The sequence below is a fragment of the Oscillatoria sp. CS-180 genome (genome assembly GCF_028330965.1).
GTDB lineage: Bacteria > Cyanobacteriota > Cyanobacteriia > Phormidesmidales > Phormidesmidaceae > Halomicronema.
Window position 1 is genome coordinate 18,359 of sequence record NZ_JAQMUB010000054.1, and the last position, 24,892, is coordinate 43,250.

The 24,892-nt window shown below is 46.6% G+C and carries 22 protein-coding genes and 1 CRISPR repeat array; of the genes, 13 read left to right on the forward strand and 9 right to left on the reverse strand.

Annotated elements, in window-relative coordinates; genetic code table 11:
• The first annotated feature begins 59 nt into the window (after nucleotides 1-59).
• The gene (locus tag PN498_RS13270; RefSeq protein WP_272063287.1) at nucleotides 60-752 is read left to right on the forward strand and encodes a hypothetical protein; all 693 of its coding nucleotides are present in this window, start codon (nucleotides 60-62) and stop codon (nucleotides 750-752) included.
• Between the two features lie 598 nt (nucleotides 753-1,350).
• On the opposite strand, the gene PN498_RS13275 is transcribed toward PN498_RS13270, so the two are convergent.
• Nucleotides 1,351-2,085, reverse strand: coding sequence for a replication protein RepA (locus tag PN498_RS13275; RefSeq protein ID WP_272063288.1), 735 nt, complete (start codon nucleotides 2,083-2,085; stop codon nucleotides 1,351-1,353).
• Between the two features lie 304 nt (nucleotides 2,086-2,389).
• On the opposite strand from PN498_RS13275, the gene PN498_RS13280 reads away from it, so the two are divergent.
• From PN498_RS13280 to PN498_RS13300, 5 genes are all read left to right on the forward strand, one after another.
• On the forward strand, nucleotides 2,390-3,007 hold the full coding sequence (locus tag PN498_RS13280) for a hypothetical protein (protein ID WP_272063289.1): 618 nt from the start codon (nucleotides 2,390-2,392) through the stop codon (nucleotides 3,005-3,007).
• Complete coding sequence (locus tag PN498_RS13285; RefSeq protein WP_272063290.1) at nucleotides 2,946-7,193, forward strand: VWD domain-containing protein; 4,248 nt, start codon at nucleotides 2,946-2,948, stop codon at nucleotides 7,191-7,193. The genes PN498_RS13280 and PN498_RS13285 overlap by 62 nt, the downstream gene beginning before the upstream one ends.
• 252 nt (nucleotides 7,194-7,445) lie before the next feature.
• The gene (locus PN498_RS13290; protein WP_272063291.1) at nucleotides 7,446-9,650 is read left to right on the forward strand and encodes an AHH domain-containing protein; all 2,205 of its coding nucleotides are present in this window, start codon (nucleotides 7,446-7,448) and stop codon (nucleotides 9,648-9,650) included.
• A 45-nt stretch (nucleotides 9,651-9,695) separates the two neighbouring features.
• Nucleotides 9,696-10,322: a hypothetical protein gene (locus PN498_RS13295; protein ID WP_272063292.1), complete on the forward strand. Its 627-nt coding sequence runs from the start codon at nucleotides 9,696-9,698 to the stop codon at nucleotides 10,320-10,322.
• A gap of 109 nt (nucleotides 10,323-10,431) precedes the next feature.
• Entirely contained in the window at nucleotides 10,432-11,070 is a 639-nt protein-coding gene (locus PN498_RS13300) for a hypothetical protein (protein WP_272063293.1), read from the forward strand.
• Between the two features lie 66 nt (nucleotides 11,071-11,136).
• On the opposite strand, the gene PN498_RS13305 is transcribed toward PN498_RS13300, so the two are convergent.
• The 3 genes from PN498_RS13305 to PN498_RS13315 all read right to left on the reverse strand — a co-directional run bounded on the left by PN498_RS13305 (nucleotide 11,137) and on the right by PN498_RS13315 (nucleotide 14,987).
• The gene (locus tag PN498_RS13305; RefSeq protein ID WP_272063294.1) at nucleotides 11,137-11,625 is read right to left on the reverse strand and encodes a tyrosine-type recombinase/integrase; all 489 of its coding nucleotides are present in this window, start codon (nucleotides 11,623-11,625) and stop codon (nucleotides 11,137-11,139) included.
• 857 nt (nucleotides 11,626-12,482) lie between these two features.
• The gene (locus tag PN498_RS13310; RefSeq protein WP_272063295.1) at nucleotides 12,483-12,821 is read right to left on the reverse strand and encodes a hypothetical protein; all 339 of its coding nucleotides are present in this window, start codon (nucleotides 12,819-12,821) and stop codon (nucleotides 12,483-12,485) included.
• A 177-nt stretch (nucleotides 12,822-12,998) separates the two neighbouring features.
• Nucleotides 12,999-14,987, reverse strand: coding sequence for a hypothetical protein (locus PN498_RS13315; RefSeq protein WP_272063296.1), 1,989 nt, complete (start codon nucleotides 14,985-14,987; stop codon nucleotides 12,999-13,001).
• A gap of 324 nt (nucleotides 14,988-15,311) precedes the next feature.
• On the opposite strand from PN498_RS13315, the gene PN498_RS13320 reads away from it, so the two are divergent.
• Together PN498_RS13320 and PN498_RS13325 are read left to right on the forward strand one after the other, a co-directional pair.
• The gene (locus PN498_RS13320; protein WP_272063297.1) at nucleotides 15,312-15,950 is read left to right on the forward strand and encodes a hypothetical protein; all 639 of its coding nucleotides are present in this window, start codon (nucleotides 15,312-15,314) and stop codon (nucleotides 15,948-15,950) included.
• Nucleotides 15,951-15,974: 24 nt separating this feature from the next.
• Complete coding sequence (locus tag PN498_RS13325; RefSeq protein ID WP_272063298.1) at nucleotides 15,975-16,751, forward strand: alpha/beta hydrolase; 777 nt, start codon at nucleotides 15,975-15,977, stop codon at nucleotides 16,749-16,751.
• 17 nt (nucleotides 16,752-16,768) lie between these two features.
• Here the strand turns inward: PN498_RS13325 and PN498_RS13330 are convergent, their stop codons facing one another.
• Both PN498_RS13330 and PN498_RS13335 read right to left on the reverse strand, forming a co-directional pair.
• Nucleotides 16,769-18,733, reverse strand: a complete 1,965-nt coding sequence (locus tag PN498_RS13330; RefSeq protein WP_272063299.1) for a hypothetical protein — start codon at nucleotides 18,731-18,733, stop codon at nucleotides 16,769-16,771.
• 60 nt (nucleotides 18,734-18,793) lie between these two features.
• Nucleotides 18,794-19,186 (reverse strand): PadR family transcriptional regulator, encoded by a 393-nt coding sequence (locus PN498_RS13335; RefSeq protein ID WP_272063300.1) that lies wholly within the window; start codon nucleotides 19,184-19,186, stop codon nucleotides 18,794-18,796.
• Between the two features lie 524 nt (nucleotides 19,187-19,710).
• Here PN498_RS13335 and PN498_RS13340 point away from each other — a divergent pair.
• Nucleotides 19,711-20,229 carry a hypothetical protein gene (locus PN498_RS13340; RefSeq protein ID WP_272063301.1) on the forward strand — a complete coding sequence of 173 codons (519 nt, stop codon included), beginning with the start codon at nucleotides 19,711-19,713 and terminating at the stop codon, nucleotides 20,227-20,229.
• On the opposite strand, the gene PN498_RS13345 is transcribed toward PN498_RS13340, so the two are convergent.
• A complete protein-coding gene (locus PN498_RS13345; RefSeq protein ID WP_272063302.1) occupies nucleotides 20,198-20,809 on the reverse strand; it encodes a recombinase family protein in 612 nt (203 codons plus the stop codon). The two genes, PN498_RS13340 and PN498_RS13345, sit on opposite strands and share 32 nt — an antisense overlap.
• A 211-nt stretch (nucleotides 20,810-21,020) precedes the next feature.
• Here PN498_RS13345 and PN498_RS13350 point away from each other — a divergent pair, with 211 nt between their 5' ends.
• Nucleotides 21,021-21,218, forward strand: a complete 198-nt coding sequence (locus PN498_RS13350) for a hypothetical protein (protein ID WP_272063303.1) — start codon at nucleotides 21,021-21,023, stop codon at nucleotides 21,216-21,218.
• An 84-nt stretch (nucleotides 21,219-21,302) separates the two neighbouring features.
• On the opposite strand, the gene PN498_RS13355 is transcribed toward PN498_RS13350, so the two are convergent.
• Nucleotides 21,303-21,707 (reverse strand): type II toxin-antitoxin system VapC family toxin, encoded by a 405-nt coding sequence (locus PN498_RS13355; RefSeq protein ID WP_272063304.1) that lies wholly within the window; start codon nucleotides 21,705-21,707, stop codon nucleotides 21,303-21,305.
• Nucleotides 21,704-21,973, reverse strand: coding sequence for an AbrB/MazE/SpoVT family DNA-binding domain-containing protein (locus PN498_RS13360; RefSeq protein WP_272063305.1), 270 nt, complete (start codon nucleotides 21,971-21,973; stop codon nucleotides 21,704-21,706). Before PN498_RS13360 ends, PN498_RS13355 begins: the two co-directional genes overlap by 4 nt.
• A 414-nt stretch (nucleotides 21,974-22,387) precedes the next feature.
• Between PN498_RS13360 and PN498_RS13365 the strand changes: the two genes are divergently transcribed.
• The 3 genes from PN498_RS13365 to PN498_RS13375 are packed head-to-tail and all read left to right on the forward strand — an operon-like array spanning nucleotide 22,388 to nucleotide 24,117.
• Nucleotides 22,388-22,654: a hypothetical protein gene (locus PN498_RS13365; RefSeq protein ID WP_272063306.1), complete on the forward strand. Its 267-nt coding sequence runs from the start codon at nucleotides 22,388-22,390 to the stop codon at nucleotides 22,652-22,654.
• A complete protein-coding gene (locus PN498_RS13370) occupies nucleotides 22,654-23,082 on the forward strand; it encodes a type II toxin-antitoxin system VapC family toxin (RefSeq protein WP_272063307.1) in 429 nt (142 codons plus the stop codon). The genes PN498_RS13365 and PN498_RS13370 overlap by 1 nt, the downstream gene beginning before the upstream one ends.
• A 30-nt stretch (nucleotides 23,083-23,112) precedes the next feature.
• On the forward strand, nucleotides 23,113-24,117 hold the full coding sequence (locus tag PN498_RS13375) for a tyrosine-type recombinase/integrase (protein ID WP_272063308.1): 1,005 nt from the start codon (nucleotides 23,113-23,115) through the stop codon (nucleotides 24,115-24,117).
• Nucleotides 24,118-24,209: 92 nt separating this feature from the next.
• Nucleotides 24,210-24,678: direct repeats of the CRISPR family, unit length 28 nt; unit sequence GGTTCACCCCCACAAGCGTGGGGACAAC.
• Nucleotides 24,679-24,892 lie beyond the last annotated feature (214 nt).

Below are 24,892 nucleotides of genomic sequence, written 5' to 3' on the forward strand. Positions count from 1 at the left end.
TAAGCGGTCTATAGGGATGAAAGGTTCGTACTATTCTGAGTCTGTTAGGGATTTACACGATGTGGCATCACCGATTGACACTTGCCTTATTCTTACCTTCGTTCATTTTTCTGCCTGTTGAAAGCGCTGTTGCCCAGCGCACAGAGCCTGACCTAACAGTGAACATTCTCGAAGGCGGAGAATGCATCAAATCAAGCACATACAATGGTTTCAACTACCTTGACTATGGGCTGTATGTTCAAGATGCTGGTACGGTGCGTTCGATATCGCGGCAAGTCTACGATGTCATATTTACGTTAGCAGTACCAGAGAGTTATCGATACACTGTGTCTTGCCGTATTCCCGAGCAATACGTGACGCTGGATATAGAAATGGGTGTATCTGACTCGGCTGCAAGCAGCAACCCATTAATAAATGCCTATATTTATCAAAGCGGCAGTGTCAGAGAAGAATATTTAGGGCTGAGGTCTGGCGAATCAAGAAGTGCGCTAATCGATTTGCAGGATTTTGATTTCGGTGCCAATCCAAACCACATAGCGTTGGAACTGATCTGTCAGGATGTAGCCTTAAATGGGTCATGTTACTTGCATTTTATGCAAGCCACGTTGATTAGAGGAGAGGGCACCCTAAGTTCAACAAGCGGCACACCAGCACAGCCTCGCTCTTCGGATGGCGCTGATCGCACGGAACCTAGTTCAGACGGAGATGCCGTGTTCGAGGTCATCGAGGAAGTATTCGATTGGATATTTTGAGTAACTTCTGATGACATCTAGCAGACGAACATTCATTAAAGCGACGACTTTGGGTAGCGCAGCTCTGGTGGCTACAAGACAACGCAGATCGAGTTTCCTATTTATACGACCAAGCACAAACTACACGCTGGATTATACGTTGAGTGTCGATGGTACAGCCGATCGAGTTTTCAATACCTTCCTTTCCTCCAACGTTGCTCGCGATACCAGCGACACTCTTCCCACTGACGACCCAGATGTGGTCGCAGCGGTGCAATCGGCGCAGAACGAGTTTGTCATTCGAGAGTTCACCAATAACGAAACGCCCTTCGCACAACGTCGCAATAGCACTATCAATCCACTATGGGGACGCCAGCGAAATGAGAAATTAGGTCCAAATCCAGGTTTTGCAACCGTTCAGGTGCAACGCAATTTCCTGAGCCCTATTGCGTTTACCGGATCGACGACTGCCGGTATCGATTCAGCTTTAAGAGTATTGATAGCTGATGAAAATTTCGATCCAACGGTACTCGATAATGCCCTTATCCCAGTACAGGAGCAGTTCGAGGATTGGGGTACCTGGGAAGGAGACGTAAATCCCGAAACCGGTGAGCCAATTTCAGGGGCTAGTTTGACGAGTTATCGTACTCGCTTTGGTGATGTCACGCGACGTTATGATGTTGAGGAGCCGGGACCAGGAGGCTTTGGCATCATTACGTTCGATGTCAATGGCGGTGATCGTTTTAAGACGCGTGTCGTGGTACGCGTAGAGTTCAGTTAGGCATTTGGCCTGAACATATGGCACGATATAGCTCTCCCATAGGGTTCGCTGCTCGGCAAGGTTATCGCTCCACCACGTCATCGCTTTAGGGGCGATTTGCATGTCCAACCAGCTTTGCTGCTTGTCATCCCGATACTCAAAACTGATACGCGCCCGGAACAGACGCTCCATCTGATCACGCAACCGCTTAGCGTCCCCGCGCTTGCCGCCACGGGACGGGTCAAGGCCAAGCTTGCGCATAAAGTCAGCCAGATAGTTTCCCAGCTCCAACCGGCGATCGCCGGTACGTAGGGCTTCGGTTGTGAGCCAGAAAATCAGTAACCGGGGAATCGTGCCGTAAGGATAGCCATAAGACCGCTTCTCCCAGGTATCCCAGCCCGGCTGCATGGTGAGAGCGTAGTTTCCGTTGCGGCGGCTCCAAGCGGGAATATCGCCGGGGTTTTTGTGGGGCAGGGTAGCCTGCACCATCTCCCGGCTTACAAAAGCCTTTTCTGGTTCGTAGCCGTGTTCTTTGACTTGCACAGCAAGATCCAACAGCCTATGCTGAACATGGGAGAGGTGCTTCTTCGGCATTCTCGATTCTCTAAATTCAATTTAGCTTTTCAAAACCCTGCATTGGTTGGCCGCCGCGCAGGGTTTTGTCGTTTTTAGCACTCGTCTCTTCAAAAAAGCAATCGTTCTTTAGAACGTCGCAAGTTCAAAGCCTGAGACGGGAAGGCGAAGTCAAACACTTTATTAAACATGATTACAGAAATTGACTACTATACAAACATGATATATATTCTTTTTGTGACCTTTCGGCAAAGCTCAAGATAATGGAACATGCTATCTTACTTGACCCAAAAATAACCCTGAAATATTGTCTGAACGGCATTTAATGCTAGCTCATTTTATATGCAGAACTGCCTTTGGAGAATTGATTGATGAGCTGAAATATAAAGGACAATTCAATCTAGATGCATTTCAATATATCAAGAAAGAAATAAACAAAAACATAATCCTTGCAACAGTGGTGATTCTGTTGCCGCTTATTTATGCCTTTGAAAAGCGGGATTATTCATTTTTATTTATGGTGATTTTCTCAATAGTGTTTTTCAAACTATTGAATATACTTTTAATTAATCACTACAAAAAGATTGTATATCCATACACCTGTGGCCTGATGGCAAAGGCTATCGTAAAATCTGTCAGAAGACCAGATTTTAGACATCCATATAGATGGATTATTGACATTGAATTTTCAGATACAAATAATGTTTTTTATTCATATTTCATTGACTTGAGTGACCTTAAAAATTTTTCGCTAAATCCTCCGTTTAAGAGCAATGATAAGATAAATATCTTATATCACTTTAACAAGAAATTAAGGTGTTCAGTTTATGAGCCTGAGTTAGTCAATTTGTATTCGTTAGACACGTTAAAGGTGAATGAATATGGCGAACAATCCGGAATTTTACCTGTCAAAAAACCTAGTAGTAATAAAAGAATCTTCTGAAGGTGCTTTATTTACAGGGATTCTAGCTTCAGTGTTCGAGGAAGAGCTTGGTAAATTTCTCAAAGAATCGAATCTTAATACGTTAAGTATTCTAGCGAAGAATAATGTATTTTCCTCTCTCATCACTAATACTGTTGAAATCATTAAAAATGATGATGGAAATCTCGAAGTAGGGGGATTTGTCTTAGAAGTTGCTGAAGACGCAACTGCCGCAACAATTGGTGCAGCCCTCGCAACTCCCCTATTTTTAGCTCTCGGATTTCCTCTCGGTACAGCGATCTTTGCCGCTGCTACTACTAGCTCTCTTGTATGGAATGCTATCGAAGATGATGTTGATAAATTCTTTCTAGATCTTTTTGAAGATCCAGCAGATGATGGCGAATTGAGACTTTATGAAGCAGATGGAACCCCTCTCGGAGGCGCTTTATATTCAGACTATTTCTCGCAGGATCAACAAATTGATGCTATTCCAAATGTAGTTCAAGTATTGGAGCACGGCATCTTAAATCCTTTTTTCCCAAGGGTTGAAGATTTAGCTGAGATTAGGCTATTCCTAGAATCTCAAAATGAAGCTAACGACGTATTTCAGATTGTCAGCGACGATATTGAAGAACTAATAGATGAAAGCTTTTCAACTGAAAGAATTTTGACCGCTACAGGACTAACAGTTCGGAATGGATCAATTAAAGAAAATGTCATATTAAAAAATTATTTTATATTTTCAAATTTCGAGGAAGATAAATTATTAGTCCCTGTCCCAGTCTCAGGATATGTATCTGGTAATTTGCGTAATCTTGAAACTGTTTCAGTACCTGGCAGTAACATTGTTGTTTACGATGACACTGGGAAAAAGCAGAAATTCAACTCACTATTTCCTCTGTTACCATCTTTAACAATTGGAAGTTCGCATGCTAACTTCATCGTAGGAAGTTCTGACAAAGATGTTGTTTTCGGAGGAGACGCAGACGACGACATTATTGGTAACAGAGGCCAGGATACTCTTTTCGGAAATTCAGGTAGTGATATCCTGTACGGGGGTGCAGATGATGACGTTCTTATAGGCGGTACTGGTGAAGACTTCCTATATGGTGAAAGTGGAAATGATATTTTCTATGGTGGTGGCTTGAGATATGAGCCCAACGCCGTAAAACACGTAGACGATTTTATCTCTGACGTGCTTGTTGGGGAAGACGGCGATGATATCTTCTATGTTGGTCAAGGGGATACAGTACTAGGTGGAGAAGGAACTGATCGAGTAATTTTTTCAGAGAATTTAGATCAATATGAATTTTCCATTCTCAGTGGCGGCGAAGCGGTAATTGTTACTCATGTTGATTCAGGTAGTTTCAACAGAGTTAGTAATGTAGAATTCGCAGATTTCGCTGATAGAGAAAACGTTCAACTCTTGGGAAATACTCTAAGCTTTGCTAAAGACCTTTTTACAGGAGAAGTAGGAGATTCTCAGCTTGTATTTGAGTTCACCCGGGAAGGTGATACATCTTTCGATTTCTTAATATCTCTCACAGGTAGAGTGACAGAGGGAAATGCAACCTTCGACAGCGGTCAAGTTCCTATATTAGCAGGATCAAATCCCATCTTTATATCTAATTACGTTGACTCAGAACGTAATCCAACCCCAACCACATCAACTGTTTCTGTCAATTTAAACATATCAATTCCAAAAGAAGATAACAATCCTCTAGCGGGCCTTATTCTTATAGAAAAAGAAAAAAATACAGCAACGGGCGCATATCTTGATAAAAGTAGCAATCCAACAAATAACCGAAGCGGACGCGTTTTCAGCGATCCACGCATCGTCACATTTGATGATCGCTATTATGACTTTCAAGCTTCAGGAGAATTCGTACTTGCCAGAGCAACCGAAGGTCCCCAATACGAAGTCCAAGTCCGGTTTGTTAAACAATCTCGATCTTCCAATCTATCCATTGCAAAGGCAATGGCTACGTCCGTCAATGGCACAGTCATCTCCATAGAGAAAACTGGAAGCGGCAGCTCATTATTGATTAATGGGCTTGAAACAACGCTGAGGAATGGCGATTCTATCGCTATTGGTGAAGGGTCAATCTCTCGTTCAGGTATCAACTACACCATCGATCATGGCAACGGGGATATAACGTCTGTAGCCGTACGCGGTAGTTTTCTAAACGTCACTCCATCGCCGTCCTTTAACAATAGAGTAGACGGAACAATAGAAGGATTACTTGGCAACGCCAATGGCGATCCTGTTGATGATTTCCAGTTAGCAGACGGCACTATTCTTGAAACACCATTAGCCGCCGAAACCATGTATGGCGACTATGCAGCGAGCTGGTTAATTCCCGAGGAACAATCACTACTCCCCGGCGAACGAGAACCTTATGCACCGCCAAACCGTATCATCACTATTGATGACCTGGATGAATCCACGAGGGATGCAGCCAAACAAGCTATTAAGGACGCAGGAGGGATTACTAACGCAATACTACTTGATGCAGCGATCATTGACTTCGCCTTGACCGGCGATGCGGAGTTCATTGAGTCAACCAGGCTAACAGGTGGCGAGTTTTCTCCATTGGCAGCAATGCAGCCTATTATCAATACCTTCAACGATATTGAAGGCACACCGGGCAACGATACCCTCTTTGGCGACCCGTTTGACAACGTCTTGAGGGGATTTGAGGGAGACGATCAGCTCTACGGCTTTGAAAGAGATGATGAAATCACCGGCGGTCCCGGCAACGACCTATTAGAAGGCGGTATTGGCAACGACATCCTTGATGGCGGCGAAGGTAATGATACCTATGTTTATGGTCTAGGCGACGGCTTCGACACGATTGACGACTTCGGAGACAGCACAGACGCGCTGTTCTTCGAAAGCAGCGTTGATAAATATACGCTCATCTTTCAACGAAACAGTAATGACCCAACCGACCTAGACATCACCACACCGATAGAAGGGGATCTCATCCGCATCCTTGGACAATTCGGTGCCCTCAGAGGTGTTGAATTCTTCAGGTTTGCTGACGGCACAGAGATCTCCGCCAACACTATTGAAAAGGAATTATCCAAACCCGGCGTCACGACCTACAGCCTCTTTGAACCCGGTGCCTATATTGCGTCTCACGACGATCTCATCGATGCCTTTGGCTATGATCTCGTAGCCGGAGAGCAACACTACAGCCCACAGGGCGCTAGCGAAGGGCGGCAAATCACTTTTGAAGCCGATGATTACATTGCTTCTTACGAAGATCTTATCCAGGCCTTCGGCTATGACTTAACTGCTGGAACACAGCACTTTATCAATCAAGGCTCAAAAGAAGGTAGAGTCCGCGATCGATTCGATGGCAATGCGTACCTCAATCAATATGAGGATCTAAAATCAGCCTTTGGAGACGACGCGGATGCCGCTACAGAACATTACATCAGGCATGGCTATGCAGAAGGGCGCATCTGGAGATTTGACCAGGGGGCTTACATTGCCTCACACGATGATCTGATTGACACTGTTGGCTATGATTTAGCCGCTGGAGAACAGCACTACAGTCAATATGGCTCCAGGGAAGGACGGCAGATTACCTTTGAAGCCGATGATTATATTGCCTCCTACGAAGATCTTATCCAGGTCTTCGGCTATGACTTAGAAGCTGGAACGCAGCACTTTATTGATCAAGGCTCAAAAGAAGGTAGAGTCCGCGATCGATTCGACGGCAATGCTTACCTCAATCAATATGACGATCTCAAAGCGGCTTTTGGCGATGACGTAGATGCCGCGACAGAACATTACGTTAGACATGGCTACGCCGAAGGCCGTATCTGGAGCTTCGACCAAGGAGCCTACATCGCATCATACGACGATCTGATTAATGCCTTTGGCTATGATTTAGCCGCCGGTGAGCAGCACTATAGTCAATATGGCTCCAAAGAAGGGCGGCAAATCACGTTTGAAGCGGATGAGTACCTTGCTTCTTACGAAGACCTTATCCAAACTTTTGGCTATGACCTGGAAGCTGGAACAGAGCACTTTATTAGTTTTGGCTCGGTAGAAGGCAGATCCCGTAACCTATTTGATGGAGATGCTTATCTCAACAAATATGCTGACTTGAATGCAGCCTTTGGTAACGACTTAACGGCGGCAGCTGAACATTACATCAAACATGGGTATGCGGAAGGGCGCACTTGGCTTTAACGGTTGGTCATCAGCCATCAACTCTCAAGACAAATTACCCCCACATCCTCGACGCAATATCCCGCTCCTCCTTCATCAGTCCATACAGACGAAGCTTTGCGCCACCATTTCCCCGTTCCTAGCAAGGACCATCTTGACTGATCATAGTTGACATATTTTACAAAAATGATATAGATTTATTCTGTCCATTAAGCGCTGCTTGTAAGTTTTCTACAAAGGACCAGCTAGCAGGCTATCTACCCCTACCAAACAATGAAAAAGTTCTGTGCGCCACTCAAGAGAGTGCATCGTCGGCTTTTCATCTTCATCGCAAGCCTAATCGCCTTCTTTGCTACAGCTTCAGGCTTTTTTCCAAAAAAACTTATATCTCTGATACTAGCGAGCATCCTTGGCTTTAACTCTCTTACACTCGCCCGTTCTACAAGCTTTCTAGATAGCGCTTACGCACAGACACCAAGTTCTAATCCAGACAAAACAACGCTGATCAATAGCGAACAGCAAATTCAAAACAAACAGATTTGCCTACCTTTTGTAGGCTGTGCTGATGTTCCAGGAGTGCCAGACGTTTTAGAAGACGTTATAGGAGATGCCGTCGAAAGAGAGATCACAAACGCACTACTCGAAGTTGTTAGAGACGACATTCCTATAGAGATAAGCACTGACAATCTTTATCCGACGATTAGCCAACTACCCGATAGTCCCTTCTCTCCTGAGGGTTCCGCCTTAGAACCAGAAGACACCATTTTAGACGTCATCCAGAAGATGCTGTTGGTTAGCCCAGACGGCACTTTGGAACTTATGCCTGGGGATTACGCAGCAAAGATTTATCTTTATTGCCTAAAGCCTAACGCTCCTGGTATCCCAGTGCACGAGTACGCAAGCCCTAATGGACATAGATATTTGCTTGCACCGGCAGCAGGCTCCAGAGCGGACGTCATCAGAGCATTGAATGTACGGGCGCTCGGCTCTGGCCTTTCTCACACACAACTAAATGTCTTGATGTGGAATATCCAGACAGGAGTTGATTATGAGGAGATGGCTCCTGACGTCAGAGAGACCATTGATTATCTCATTCCAGACTACCGAGATAGCTTATCTCAGGATTTTGTTGAACAGATAATTTCTACATGGAATACAGTCTCCAGCCTCCATTCCGATTTACCAAGTTTTGAGGATGCCCTCAATGAACTAGGCGACGTAGGGCAATTCATAAAAGCGACTATGTCCGTTCGAGAACAACTCATTCAACACGGGACTAACTATTTCGCCCTCTCAGAAGACTTCATCATCCCCGTTTCTAGCAACGAAGCTGAACGCTATGCCGATGTGCCTTGGAGCATAATTAGTGACCGCATATATGCACGGATGGTTACCCAAGGTAGGACGGGTGAATTTGGGTCATTACAAATAAGAGTATTACCTGATGAAAATCCACTAGATAACAACCAACCGCCTATATTTGTTGAAACAATTGAAGGCTTAGAGACTCCCCATGTTATTGATTTTTCAGAATACATTTCGACGGATATAAGCTCAGAAGAACTCATCGGACTTAAAGCAGCAGGAAATGATGGATCTTCGACTCTTCCAGCAGTTTTAGTAGTCCCACCTTCTGATCTACAAAGTGTAAATGTAAATGGACACAGCCATAGCAAGATTTCAAAGCGTGCAGCCGCTACCGTCCTTCGAGCAGGAGTAAAAGCTGGTGCACGAGCGATTCCTGGTGTTGGACTAGCTCTTACTCTATACGACCTATACGAATTATTTATGGCTGTAGGAGTACCGGAAACCCCAACGGACGATGATTACAAGGTTCAACCACCGGGCATTGGTTTTCCTGAAGAGGAGCTTCCGCCTACTGGAAATTTAGATGACTCACTAGATCCAATAGCTGTCGCAGATAGCCTATGCGATAAATTAGGCAACCGCCCTGATAGAGGCCAGATTGGTGGTGTGACTGAGGCTGTTTGCTCTATTGCCGATGGGGGGGCAACGACTCTCCCAGACAATTCCTCTACACTATTTTTTCGTGAGAACGTTAAACGAAGAGATCGACAAATAGGTGTATCCCAAGGTATCACCTACACGGACGAAGAGTTCAAGAATTCTCAAGCACACCATATTGTTCCAAAGGGGGATCCGAGGGCGGCTGGTGCACGTGAAGTGCTTGAGGAAAACGGTATCAGTATTAACGATCCACGAAATGGCGTGATGCTGCCCAAAGACGATGAGGGTCCTGTCAATCCAGCTTTAGAAAATGCTCATCGTCACAGTGGACACCATCCTCACTATTCTGAATATGTAAACCAGCGCTTCAGAGAGGAAAGACCACAGACACCAGAAGAGGTGTGGGAATTGATCAACGAAATTCGGATCGAATTAATCGAAGGAGATGTGCCGGGGCAACAACCAGGAATACGTTTAAGTTCAAAGGATTTTTCAGTTGATCTATCATGATCAGATATTTAGAGGAATATCAAATTTCAAGAATTTGGAGTTTTTTTGAAAGTATACCAACTACACGCAGCTTCCCCATTATGTCTGAACTGGGTAAATCATAAAGACTGCAAGCCAATAAGTCAGGCATTCGGCAAGAAGTTAATTGTTGAAATTCCTCGTGGTATTTCAATCTCAGACGTGTTCAACAAAGTTCAACCGAGACTCAAAATTGAATTTGATGACTGTAGTGAGGAAGAGGTAAAAAATAATCCCTATCCGGACATAATCTATCAATCGCTCTTTCTTATTTTTTCTCCCAGAGCTTATTCCAGCTTAAAGCATTTTCTCACTCAAGATTGTGAAGAGGTGATTCCTCAGATGCCAAAGAGATACAAAGATTACAGGGCTTTCAATCTACTAAATGTAATAGAAGATTCAATTTTAGTAGAGAAATCTATTAATACCAGATTTTCAAATTCGAAAATTAAACCGAACATCAGAAGTTTTTATTTCAATGAGGAAAAGATAAGGCATCAAGCTATGTTTATTGATTCAAAAACGAACAAAGAATTTTATACAGACCTTTTTTTTAATGAGGTACGTCGTGCAAATTTGACAGGATTTAAATTTTCATTGATGTGGGATTCTGAAGGCCCGCACCCATTCAAACCAATTTATCGTAACTATTGATAATGGGGAGTTCAGAAACAATTGGCCCCCGAATAATTCTCTTTTTATTCGAAGTAGTTTCTAGTTTTCAGTCTTTTGTATACTCACTTCCAACAATTGAACTAATCTCATGAAACAAGCATCAAAGTCACAAAAAACTAATAGAGCTAGACATCAACACCATATCTTTGCAGACAAATTGTTCATCTCGACACTCACTTTTTGTACATTTATCTTTTCCCCTTCTCTATTTCATAAAGCTTCTGCTCTTCCAGGACAGTCACCTACAGAGTCTATGCGTCTTATAAACAATAATTTGGGAGGGATTGCCGATTTTGAAGTAGAACGCTACGGAAGTGCAGAGTACTACAGGGCTGAACTGACTTACGGAAATAGCCCTCTTTCTATCATGATATCCTCACCATCTTCTGTTGAAAATGACTATTCTGAGGGAATTGGAATCCGAGAATCCGACATCGGAAATCAGTTAATAACGTCAGATTTCAATCCTCGACAAGATGAGGACATTCTTTATGTTATTCAACAAATATGGGGCAGTGAAGTTGTTGAAGACTTTGTTGGTTCACGATATACGGCTCGATATTATGACGCATCAGGTCCTACTTACCGTAATACGTATCGAGGAAATAAATTCGGATACATAGTACGACTCTTTAATGACTCAAAGATATTTTCACTTAGTATCTATAGCCTGCAAGATTTTGATCAATTTCGCAGCAAGCCGAATGAATTCGAAGAAATTCTATAAGTTTAAAGACAGCGCTTCTTTAGCCTTTTCAACTATAATTATAAATAATATGAGGAATCTAAGGAATCACCCCCACATTCTCGACGCAATATCCCGCTCCTCTTCGCCAATCGCATCGGCGTAAATCGCCGTGGTTTTCAGATCGGCATGGCCCATCCACTTTTGCAGCATGTTGAGCTGAATGCCTGCCTGCATTGCCTTAATGCCAAAAGCGTGACGCAGCCCTTTCGCCGTTTTATGAGGCCCGTTGGAGATACCGGCTGCTTCCATCACCTCTTTCACCACCAGCCAGCCCCAGGCACGGGTGCGCGGCCAAAGCGGTAAATCCAACCGTTTATCACCCCGCTGCTGGATCTCCCGAATCCCAAACACCAAGTCCAACTGCTCTAGCAGGGTAGGGGGCACCGGCACTGTGCGGTAAATGGCGCGGGGCTGGCCGTCCTTATCCTTACGCTTTTTCAGCGAACGAAATCGCAAACACTGCTCGCCCAGCTCCACCCGCCGTGGCGTCAGTTCCAACGCTTCCGAAATCCGACACCCAGAATAGACCAACACATAACCGCGCTTGCACCGCCGTTTGGCGATCGCCTCCATCTGCGCCAGCGCCTCTTCATAGGTAAGGGCCGTTGTCGTCTTGCCATTCCCTCGACGACTATAGCGACTACCCCAGCGCCGACAACAGCACCAGGAACCGAAGAGGTCTTGCGTCTTGATATGGTGAGAATTGGAATGTCTTCTTCCAAGATTATGTAGAAAATATTGGTGGGGAAAATTAAATAACCTTGTATTTAATCTTTAGATACAGAGATTTTCACCTAAACATTTTCTATAATTAGGAACTAGATTGCGAAAAAGTCCATCATTGCTGGAGAAGTATTATGATCGACATTTTAGTAGTATCTGGAGTACTCATCTTCTTAGGAGCAGGATCTCTTCTCAACCAAGGAGAAGATGTTGACTCTACAAATAATGGTGGACCAGGGCCTTATTCTCCTGATCCTTCCACTCATAATCCTCCTATTCTAAATTCCACTGCGTTGCAGGCTTTCTACAACCAAAACAATCCCATACGGGAATCTTCAAATCCTACAGGTTTGGATTCAAGCGGCCTAGAGATTAATCGAGTCCCAACTCTCGATAGCTTGAGAACGCTGAATGAAAACCCGCAAGCTGGGCGCTTTCCCATCGAAAGCCGCCTATCTTTCCCTTCTGATAATCCGCAGCATAGAAACTTGAGTAGGGGCATCCAACGCCGTTCTCAAAGCAATGTTGCGCTCAATCGATCTGTGCGGCAGCAACCATCTATAACCATTAACATCATTAATTCCCACATTGAGAACCTTAATCTCAATAGCCATGGTAATCCGTCTCAAGGTCAAGATCTTGGACGTTTTCTCCCTGAACCACCTAACTCAAATCAAGGTAGGGCGATAGATATTCCCTGGCTCAATGATTACCAGTCTGACTCTTGAAAGGCACGGTCCATCGCGCCGAAGATGGCCTAACGACACCCTTTTCACCGTCATTTTACTTCTGAGTCTAAGTTTGGAGCTATTGCAGGCGAAGGAGGAGATGTAGCGATCCAATAATTGCTCGACAAAATCTTCTTGCAGCTTACCTTCATGCAGTGCTGCCTCAAGCGCAACACCGTAAAGAACCTTTCGCCGAGTATCGGCTCGTCTCCGTTCCTGGCTGATTTTGTTCTTTAATTCCGTTAATTGAGCTTCCAGTTGCTCCAGCTTTTTAGACATGAGGTTTAGGGAAAAACAGCTGATTCGGTGTAGCGTTCATCTAGATATCGCGGCACATGACACGCTGACAAACCACGAAGAAAGAAGAGGTTCAAAAGCCGCTATATCATATTTGCATAGATTATCAGAACTGCAAACAAATCAGTCGTGCAGCAACGGCAATAGGCATAGCGTTTCTTACTGCTGAATACTATCCTTGTAGGATAATACTGTCCGCATCATTTCTTGAATCCTCTGGGGAGAATGGCGCAACTGAGAAACCATATCCCAAAGTTCCTGAGGACTGATCTTGGAGTCTGCCTGAAACTCTAATATCTCTCGGCTCTTCTGCAGAAGGACATATCGGGTAAAGAATTCATCCCGCAAATACCATTCTTGATAGCGTGCCGCGATTGCCCCGGCAAGACACCCGCCGATCAGGAAGATATTGTTGTTCATGAGCAGCGCCATATTTGGCTCGGTGAAAAAATCCGCATGTGCGTAATAGTTAATTCCGTTGTAGGTGAACACAACAGCAATAGCTAACAGTGTGGCCGAGACAAACCGTAGGCGGCTGAAAACAAATATGTAGCTAAGAATGTTCATCAGGCCAAGGTAATAGAAGCGGTAGCCCAACTCTTGCGGATTTGCGTATGCAATCATCAAAATGATCGTGCCAGAAGCGTAGACAACACTAGCGGCGACAACCCATACAAAAAACCGAGAGAACACCTTTTCAAAGAACGTCACGTATAGAAGCACTGAGGCTATTACGATAAAGGTAAGCCGCATGGAAATAGAAAGATACCGCGTGTCGGGGAGCACAACCCAATCAACCACCCCAAAACTGGCATAGGTACCGATCGCAAAATACGCTCCTATCCTGAACGGCGTTAACGCCCCATAGAAGTAATCCTCGTCATAACTTACTCGTGCATCCGTTGCGTCGCTGAAAAACAGATATTGCTCTTCCGATAGCAACCAGGCCCGAAGCGTTTTCCAGGAGTTAATCAGGCTCTCTTTCGCTGCCTGAAAAAGTTGCGAATGGGAGGGCTTCTTCACCTCCTCCAAGATATCGGAAGCATCTTGTTCATCTGTCTCTTCTATGGCCTCTTTAAGTTCCGAAGAAGCCGTCAGCAAAGACGGCAATGATTGGGGAAGAGATAAGAACAAGCCACTGCCAGCCGGATAGGTTCGACGCAGAAATTGCCATAGTTCGTTTGGTCGGTGTTGCAACTGATTGATGGCAGATTGCAACTGCACCGCATTATTGCCACTGAAATACCGGACAAAATCCTCAAGGGTAAAGACCAACACATAGCGAATTAGAAACCGAATCCGGAAGGAACGCTCCAGCCACACAGCCCCACCCATAGCCAAAAAGCTGCCAGATCCGAGAAACATAACATCATTAAATAGCCGCACCACATCCCCCTCTACTGGGGAAAGCGACCACTTTAGGACGACAGTCATAATGATGTAACCCACGACAAGAATGCTGCAGAAACGGAGCACCGCATCAGCCCGCAAGCCAGAGATCGTTGCCGCAAATAATGGAAACAGCATTAGCCCTGCATAGTAAATATCATGGCCAAGCTCGCCGGGATGCGATAGGACAAGGATAATGATGCTCCCTGTGGTGGCGACTAGTAATAGGCTCTCTTGAATAGTTTGATAATGGGCTTGGTAAAAATCTTCTGACCGCCACAAGAGTAGCGGTCCTGCAACCATACTGCTGCACACAACCGCTCGAATACTCCAAGCGATCAACCACGTTTCAGAAAGGCACCACAGATCCAGCAACGCCCACAACCCATTGAAGACAATGATTACCGGACCAAGCAAGCGTGCCATAGCTGCCGTTAATTGGTAATGGTCGGCGAGAAATTCCGCTTCAACGCGCTCAACGGCGTTTGGTCCGTAAGGCAGTGCTATCCGAGTGGTAACCATTTGTGGGTTAAAAGCATCTGCAATGGCTTGTGGAACACAAACCAAATAACCACGCCATAAACTGATGACTTCTGTAAGGGCAGTACGGAACAGCAATAACGGCGCATGTTCTGTATTTTCATGTTCCGCCCGTTCTAATACATCAAGAAAACTTCGTCGCAAACCCGGCGGCAGGAACCAGCAAAGCCCACGGGATAAGACATCAATAATTGCTTGCCCAGAGAGATGATGCACCATAATGAGGCAACGCGTAAGAGAAGGTTTCTTCACGCGTATTCTAACGGTACCCTTAAAAATGTTTATGCCGAAACATTTCAAGTCAGTTCTCGGCAACTATTTGGGCCCGATTATCTGAAATAGGCACATGGTTGCCCATCGCAACAGCAAACCAACTCACCTGCGCAACGTAAGCTAAAGCAATTTAGACTGTAAAATTGCTTTAGCTTACAAATATGATATAAATCATTTTTATCGGCAAAGATACCAGCTATTCATTTGCCTTCCCGCCGCCGACCATATCTACAGGAACCTTTTCAGAAGTCGTTATTTCTCATAAATACCATGACCGAAGAGTACACGGGTCGTATCAGTGCCCGGGCATTAGACGTTGTCCGTACCGAGGGTAGACGCGTTACAGACCTTGATCGACGACAGAGTGATAAAGCCGCATTCAACCGCTTACGCATTGCAGAACGGGATGCAATTTACCGGGTTGCTAGGCCAGAGCGGAATATTTCTGCGGCCAAAGAGTACCGAACGCAGCTGTCTAGAACATTAGGGAGAAGCGATCGCAAAGCAGCAGCGAAGGCTTTTGCCGGTCGGCATCCAAAAGCGATCGCCGCCGATAAGAAAATCGCTCAAAAGATGTTCGTGGCAGGCTACTCGCCACAGGAGATTCAACGGGCCATGCGCTGTGGCTCTCCTGCCTGTGCTCGCATGTCACCAGCGGCGTTCAATGCTTACTACCGCAAACAGATTCAGCCCGCCATCCGTAACCGCAAGGTGCAGAGGCAACGACAGAAAATGGCCCTATTCAAACAACGCCATGGGGTCCCACAATCTTACAAACGCATGGACGGCATAAGACAACTGCAAGCACGAGAACGACAGCAGGCACCGACCCGGATGCGTCCAGACCCCATCCAACGCAGTCATACAGGCTATACACGGAAACGCTGGGCCCCGCCCTGCTTTTATTGATCAGCCATCCCCTCTTCAGGAGATATGCAGTTAGAAATCCTCACCAGGGAAGCTACCTCCGGCAGCAACCACCTTGTCTTTATCCACGGGGCCTGGCACGCCGCCTGGTGTTGGGAAGAGCATTTTATGGAGTATTTTGCCGAGCAGGGGTATACGAACCATGCACCTAGCCTCCGTGGACATGGCGGCAGCGCCGGACATGATACCTTGCAAGCCGTCAGGATTAGCGATTACGTAGAGGACGTCATCAGCCTGACAAGCACCTTAGAAGAGTTGCCTATCTTAATAGGACACTCCATGGGGGGCTTTATCGTTCAGCATTTCCTAGCGACACATCGCGCTAAAGCCGTGGTCCTGCTCGCCTCTGTTCCCCATACCGGAGCGTTGGCCCTAAATCTACGGTTTTTGAAGACCCATCCAGGCCAATTTTTACGATCGATTATTCGCCAGCAATCAGAAATTTTCATCAAGGAGAAAAACTGCATCCGCGATAGTTTTTTTCCCAATCTCAGCCCACCACAGCAAGCCTACTATTTTCAGAAAATGCAGGCTGAATCCTTCGCCGCGTTTTGGGACATGTTGCTGCGGCCACTGCCGCCCGTTACCAGCAGTCAAACCCCGATGTTGTGCTTAGGAGCCACAGAGGACCAGGTCGTTTGTCCAGAGGAGGTAGAGCAAACCGCAGCTGCATACAATGCAGACCTAGTGATTTTCCCAAACATGGGCCACGACATGATGCTCGATCGCGACTGGCGTGAGGTTGCCAACACAATGCTTCAATGGTTACAACAGCAGCTGTAACGGTGACAGAAAACAGGTCATCCCTTATGGGAAAGAATTCTATTGATTAATTCCTGTATCTTCTGAGGAGAGTAACGAAACCCGGTGAACAGATCCCATAGTTCCTGAGGCGACATATCCACGCTCTCTTGAATTTCAAGAATCTCCCGGCTCTTCTCAATCAGACAGTACCGAGCAAACAACTCGTCACGCTTAAATAATTCCTGAAATTTCATGGCGATCGCCACAATGAGACAGGCACCAACTAAGAATAAATTATTGTTAGCTAGCGCTGCCACGTTTGAGGTGGTCAATGGCATCGGCTCTACGTACAGAATAACCACGTTATAGAACACAGTGATCGCCACAACCGTTAACGTCGCTGGGACAAAGCGTAATCGGCTGAGAACACACAAATACAGATAAATATTGATAAGCCCCACATAGTAAGAGCGATACCCCGGCTCGAAGGGATTAGCCCTGGCGATCATGAGAATAAGCGTCATCCCAACAGCAAAGACCGTAGGAGTCATAATCAAGAGAAATGCTTTCTTAAAGAAGGCCTCGAAGAAAGAGAGAATAAAGCTACCAAGTCCTACAGCCGTAAAGACCAATCGCAAAGGCACTGAGAACGATCGTGTTTCGGGTAGCGTCAGCCAGTCAAGCACGGCAAACGAGACATAAGTACCGAGGCCGATAAGAATGCCAAGGCGAAACGGCACGATCGCTCCGTAGAAATAATCGTCTTTATACGCTTGCCTCGCAGAGCGCGCCGCTCGAAAGGAAAGGAATTCCTCTTCAGAAAAACACCAGGCCCATACGGCTTTTCCGTAACGAACGGCTCTATCCCAACCAGCCTTCAACACCCCATCAATTGGAGTATCAAGGCCTTCCACTGGAGCGGAAGCCTCAGATGACTCGTTTTCTTCAAACGGAGATGCCCCCGGTAACTGCGCAACCGGGACTTTGGGAGCAGCTAATAACAGGGAGGCAGGGTACGCCTGATCCAAAAATCGTTGCAATCGCATCGGCTGATATTGCAATCGAGAGACCACTTCCTGTAGCTGCGCCACATCACCGCCATCAAAGAACCGGACAAAATCCCCTAAGGTGTGAATGAGGATGTAGCGGATCATGAACCGTAACCGCAGCGACCGCTCTTGCCACGCCACACCAAAGATCGTCAAAATACTGCCACCCCCCAGGAAGGCCATGTCATTTGACAAACGCAAAAGGCTGTCCGCGTCCCCAAAGATAGGCCACTCCAAGGCACCCACCGTAACCATATAGGTCACCACAAGAACACCGCAGAAACGACAGACAGCGTCTGTTCGCAGGCCAGACAGCGACGCCGTCAATAACAGCAGCAACATCAGCCCGGCATAGTAAATGTCGTGACCCATCTCCCCCGGTTGCGCTTGGACAATAATGCCAATGATCCCTACGACAGCGGTTACTAAGCTCAGTTCCGGCACCGTTTGATAAAACCGCTGGTACGACATTGCCATCCGCCAGCGAAATACCATTCCAGCCCCTACGACCAGACAGATGACAAGGCGGATCGACCAGGCCACAGACCAGGTTTCCGGCAAACACCAGCGGTCTAGAATCGCCCAACAGATATTGAAGCCGATGAGCACGGGACCAAAGAACCCGGTCATGGTGCGTGTTAATTGAAAATGATCAGTGATAAATTCCGCTTCAATCTTCTCCGTCACCACTGGCCCGAACCGTTTAGTGAACTGGCGGGTAGCCATCACCGGGGTACACGCATCCACCATCTTCCCTGGCAGGACGTCAAGATATCCACGCCACAAGTTGAGCAGCGTTTGCAAATCTCGCCGGAGGACTTCTCGCCTTTCTCCTACGTCAAAAGACTGCTGTTCGTAACTTTCTAAAAAAGCTTGTTGCAAGTCTTCAGGCAGTGACCGCGAGGCGACAAGAATCGCTCCCCGCGCCGTATCTGTCGCTGACTGCCAAACTGGCTCCCAAAAATTTCTCACCCCACACGCACCCAATCACCCTTACGCTTGAGCACATTTTATGGTTTGCAAGAAGAATTCTCACCTGGCCTTGCTTAATTTTTGTACCTTGTCCACCTGTGCTTTGGCCTGGGGAGAGGACGTCATCTCTTCTTTTGAGACATAGTCCCTCAGCCGCTGATGGAAACGCCAATCCTTCTCTAGAACGTCCTTCCCATAAGGTGTGATGAAGTAATACTTACGCCGTGGCCCACTCGTCTCATCGCCCCATTCCCACCTGACAAAGCCTTTTTTCTCCATCCTGGTTAGGGTCGGATACAAACTCCCAACACCAATCTCCCGTTCCCCATCACTGGCTTCCCTAATCGCATCGACAAATTCCGTGCCATAAAGGCGCTGCCCATTCAGCAAGGTCAATAGGGTTTTTTCCAGTTCTGAAAGAACGACGGGTTTTGACTTCTGTTTCTGAGGCATAACAATATCCTGTAGAACATTCGATGGCGTGGAAGAGCATTCTCACCATCATATCTATCAGCTATTCCAGTTGCACAGCATAAGGTGCCACTTATAGCATTTAGTCAAAATAGACTATGTATACAAAAATGATATATAGTACTCTCACTGCCACGCGAGTCTCTTTCCATCGGCAACACTGACCGGTGATAACGCAAGCTGCACGATCATCTACAGAGTCATCTACAGGGCAGCGCAGTTTTGTATCTATCTGCATACATCGTCTTTCAGGTTCCTGTCGAAGCCTGAACAGCTTGCCCTGCCATGGCTGGCTCCATCAGCCTGCATGAGAGCAGCCTATTCATATATCGCCGGTATCTTTGCCCGTCGTGCTCACAAAGCTACTTATGGGACTAAACGCCTATGTAATGATTCCATCGCTCTTGGAATTCCTTTGTGCTACAAACCTTGTCCTGAAACATAGCAAGAATACAATCTGTCAAAAAACGCTTGATTCCAACATCTGGGTGCGTAGCATCCACTGCATGATTGCAGACTTGAGCCTCAATGATGTGTCTACCCTTTTAATGGCACTGTTTACCTGCGTTATTACGGTAGCCAATATTCTGCTGTGGCTAGCAACACGACGAACCATCAAACTACAGGTCATCAGCAACTACAGCTTGAATCATCAATCCATTGTGAACGGGCATCGTGACCTGTTTTTGGGACTGTTGCATCAACCAGGTATTTTTAAGCAATTCGCGATCGCAAATAAGCTCGATCCAGAGAAGTGGGAATTACAAATCATCTCCTCCTTCTTCATTAACCACGCCTTCATCCACTATCTCAATTTCACCAACGGCACCTTGGACAAAGCCTATCTGGAAGGATTCAAGCGAGATGCTCAGGAGCTACTGGCCCTGCCCACTATTCAAACTCACTGGCAAGCCGCTCGTCTTGGATATTCTGCTGCTTTCCGCACATTTGTTGAAGAGGAGCTTATGCCTACAGTCTCTGACACTTCAATCTCTACCTCTCCCCCTTCGCCTGCAAAATCTTAAGGGCCGCTGGTTTCGGCGATCCATCACCATTAAGGTAGTTGTACAGGGTGGCGCGGGTAATACCCAACAGAGCTGCAATCTCTGTCGCACTGGTATCAGACTCTGTCATGTAGACCATGGCCTGCTGGATCATCTCAGCGGTCATCTTGCGACGCGGCCCGATCGCCTGTCCTCTGGCACGCGCTTCAGCCTGGGCTTTCAAAGTGCGCTTGCGTAGGACCTGCGTTTCTAACTCTGTCAGAGCTGTTATCAAGTTGATGGCCACATCCAGGCTAAGTTGGGTCGTATCAAGAACAGCCCCGTGCCCTGTCAAAACTTTTAGACCAACTTTTCGCTGCCAGAAAACTTGCAAGAGTTCTAACAGATGCGATCTACTATCCGCCAATCGCTCCAGTTGCCAAGCTACCAGTGTGTCTCCGGCTTGCACGGCATCAAGACAGGTTTGAAGAGCGGGACGCTCTGCTTCGACATCCTGGTAGATATCAGACGCCTCAACTCCCGCATTTAGTAGTGCTCGACGTTGATCTTCCTGCACCGCTTCACTATCGGTGTCAGCAATCCACTCATATCCAATCAGCACCCGGATTTCCCCTTTCCAGTGCCCATATCAAGCCCAAATGGCCTGCTGTCACTCTATCGGGCTACCCAAGAAGAGAGGAGATATTTCACTAATGTCGTCAATTAAGTCATGACTAATTTGACAAGCGTGGACGTATTTCCATACAGTAAGAGAGGATTCCCCACTCCAGCTATCGTTGTTTTACACCTGTTCCCAGGTGAAGGAGTCGATCGTGTCCGAAAAACTGACCGTCCTACTCAAACCCTGCTCTAGCGGCACCTGTCCTGCACTCTACAGAGACGAACAAAATCGGATATTCATTCAGGGCAATAAGCTTGGAACTACCGCTCGACAAGACATCGAGGTCGGTACGTACGAAGAAGTTGTTGAAATCTCTGAGGAGTTGTTGGTGTACCTGCGCACGCTTTGAGGCAGTGGAAAAGCTGATGTAGGCATCCCTAGAAGCATCTCGTGAGGCTGTTTCTCGGGATGCTTTTTGCTGACCCGCATCCGATCAACGGATTAACTGCACCTCAACCGGCAGATCAAGCTCAGCCCAAACCTTGTTTGCTGTTATCACAAGGAGGTTTTTGCTCATCCCGAGCGCGAGGCAAGCGCGATCGCCTAGTGATAGGCCAAGAGACTGCGTCTGTGGATGAAGGGTTGCAGCCCTTTTTGCCAGCTCTTCATCAAAACTGGTGATGGTAAGCGCGCCGTCGAGAATTTGTTTGTCCTCAAGATCTCCATAAAGACGCTCTTGAGCGATACCGCGCCCGTTTGCCTTTTGTAAAACCTCGCACCAATTGACAGAGGCAATTAAGCATCCTTTGGTCAGAGCCTTCGTGATGTGTTGACGACCGGGCTCACCAAATAGCCAGGCTAGCAGGGCTGAGGCATCAAGCACAAAGCCTGGCTTCATTCAGGATGGCTTTCGGCAGCAGCTTCAGAACGACGTTCTGTGATCAATTCGTCCACCACGCTTGTATCCGATGCATAGTTTCGATACAGCCCTTCAGCAGCCATAATCTGTTTATCTAGCTTCTGTAACGAGAGATGTTTCAACTCTGGATCAGCAGCGAGGACAAATCGATCCCCATTTGACAGATTAAGTGATTTGCGGATTGCTAAAGGGAGTAACAATCGGCCATTTGGACCTAACGCAACAATGCTATTTTCGATCAGCACATAAATCCTTTCTTCAGTTCAACAAATAGTGATTAATAATATTCAAAATAGATTATTTATTCAATAACTTTGTCGGATTGACATTTTTTAGGAAATGGCAAATTTCTGATTCATCAAAATTGATTCGGAATAATTTTCTGAATCCTACATCTTTAAGAATTTCTGTGACATTATCTTAAAAGCATTTCTTTCCTTTTTTAATCAGACATAATTCCTTTTTATGTCTGAACAGAATTGAAGCAGATGCCTCAATATCAAGAACAATGTTTTATTACGCGTAAGTTCTGGAATTTTTAATCTGTTAAAATTCAGATCCATTCCAAATAATTGCAATCAAGAAAAGAATATTTAACATGCAATCAAATATAGCTTTCTTTACTTGCTTTATAGGTGAAATTTATGTATTAGTTCTAAATGCTTGCAGAACTCAATCCCCAGAAAACGATTCATATTCGTAAAGTTGAGTCCTGGGTTTACCAAACACACTCTGCACTTGCTAAAAATGATGGTCACTCGCTCGAAGAGCATATTAGACAGATTCTCATAGAGCGTGCATTACAAGCACAGCGCAATTTCGCTGATGAGATGGAAGCAATTCAACAACAGTTCAGTTGCAAAAAAGAACGCGAATTTCCTGACAGTGCGGAACTTATTCAAGCTGTTAGAGACGAGTCTTACTAATGCTGGTTGTCGATGCCAGCGTCGCGGTCAAATGGATGGTGCGTGAGAAAAACTCTGACACAGCCTTTTCTCTGCTTCGAAGTGACTCTAAGCTCATTGCACCTGAACTCATAGCAATCGAAGTTGCTGCTGCAATTACGCGTCTATTTAGGATGGAGATTTTGACAGATGAAGAGACAGATGTGTTACTGCATAAGTGGCAATTTCACCTGGAAAAACAAGGTGTAACATTGCACCCGAACAAGATGGATTTTAACCGAGCAACTCAAATTTCTAAGGAAATCAAGCATGGCTTACAAGATTGTCTCTATATTGCTGTTGCAGAACGATTGCAGATTCCGCTTATTACAGCCGATGAAAAATTACTCAAGAAAAGCGATACTGTGCCTTGCAGATTGCTGTCTTTAGATAGCTCACGGCAGACTTAAGGCTGGAAAAAGTAGAGTTCGTCTAGGACCGTGCCAAATGTACACAAATCCATCGTTGCTGTATCCAACGCGATGCCGGTGGGTGGTGGTCTTGATGGAATTGTCCCTGCGATTGTCTACAACTCTGGGGAAGAAACCGCCCATAGGTTTGTTGAGTATTTTATTGGACAGATTCGCAACCCTAATACGCGACAGGCTTATGGTCATGCCGTGAAACTGTTCCTGTCATGGTGTGAAGCCAAAGGCGCACAGAGGCTTGAAGACATCACTTACATTGCAGTCGCTAGCTACATTGAGCAACACCCCGGCAATCCCCAGACAGTGAACCAGCATCTAACGGCGATTCGGCGGCTGTTCGCCTGGCTGGTCAAGCAGAAGTTACTGGCAATGAATCCAGCGGAGAATATTGTGGGCCGCAAGTACCGCACCAAAATCGGGAAGACGCCAGAACTGGAGACCGTTGAAATGCGGCAACTAGTTGACAGCTTTGATGTGTCTCACATTATTGGTCTGCGCGATCGCGCTTTGATCTGCCTGATGGGATTCTCGTTTGCCCGTATCGGTGCGGTCTTGGCCATGAATGTTGAAGATTACTTTCTCAAAGGCGCAAGTCATTGGATTCGGTTGCACGAGAAGGGTGGGAAATACTTGGAGCTTCCCCTACATCACACGGCCAACGAGTATCTGCATGGCTATGTGGAGACGGCAACCTCCCAAGAGGGCATTACATGGGGTAAAGGCACGCCACTATTTCGCTCCCAGCAGCGAGGTCGAGTCAGAAAGCTCAGCGATCGCCGCCTCGATCGGCGAGATTCTTGGGCTATGGTCAAGCGTCGATGCAAAGCAGCTGGAATTAACACGGATGCCTGCAATCACACGTTTCGGGCCACGGGCATTACAAACTTTTTGGAGAATGGTGGAGCCTTGGAGATTGCTCAGGAGATTGCAGCCCATGCAGATAGTCGTACAACTGCGCTGTACGATCGCCGCCGAGAAAAGGTCAGTCTGGACGAGATCGAGCGGATTCGGTTTTAGTCCTGCTAAAGCCAGGGCATTAACAAAATCAATAACCCCCACGGGCGTGGGGACAAGCAACCACAAGTGCGGCAGACACAATTGAAAAAGCCGGTTCACCCCCACAAGCGTGGGGACAACTCGCTGCCCGAGTTTTCAGGCACAGGTGTAGGCGGGTTCACCCCCACAAGCGTGGGGACAACCAGAGAGAATGCCTTTCATCCAGTTGCCAAAAGTCGGTTCACCCCCACAAGCGTGGGGACAACGCGTAGGCTCTAGCTCGGGGTTCCCTGGGCCCATCGGTTCACCCCCACAAGCGTGGGGACAACAGTTCAGGGCGACATCAGGATCAGCCTGAGTGACCGGTTCACCCCCACAAGCGTGGGGACAACGGTGAGCTTAGTTGCTAAGGATGTGCCGGGTGACTGGTTCACCCCCACAAGCGTGGGGACAACTTGATGCGGCTCAACCAGAACCGATTGCGTATCAACGGTTCACCCCCACAAGCGTGGGGACAACGCCAGCGGGGTAAATGTCGCTACAGGAACAGTGACGGTTCACCCCCACAAGCGTGGGGACAACTGTCGATCTAACTCCATTCCACGCGCCCCCTTGTATGTTTAGAGGTAGGAGCGGTAGACCGCAATCCCCCGGTCTTGTATGTTTAGAGGTAGGAGCGGTAGACCGCAATCCCCCGGTCTGTAGTGGCCATTTTCTGCAGAATTGGCTTCATTATAAGACGTCCGTAAGCTCGGTCGCCGTCTCCGATTCAGCGCTTTGAGAACTCGTACAATCG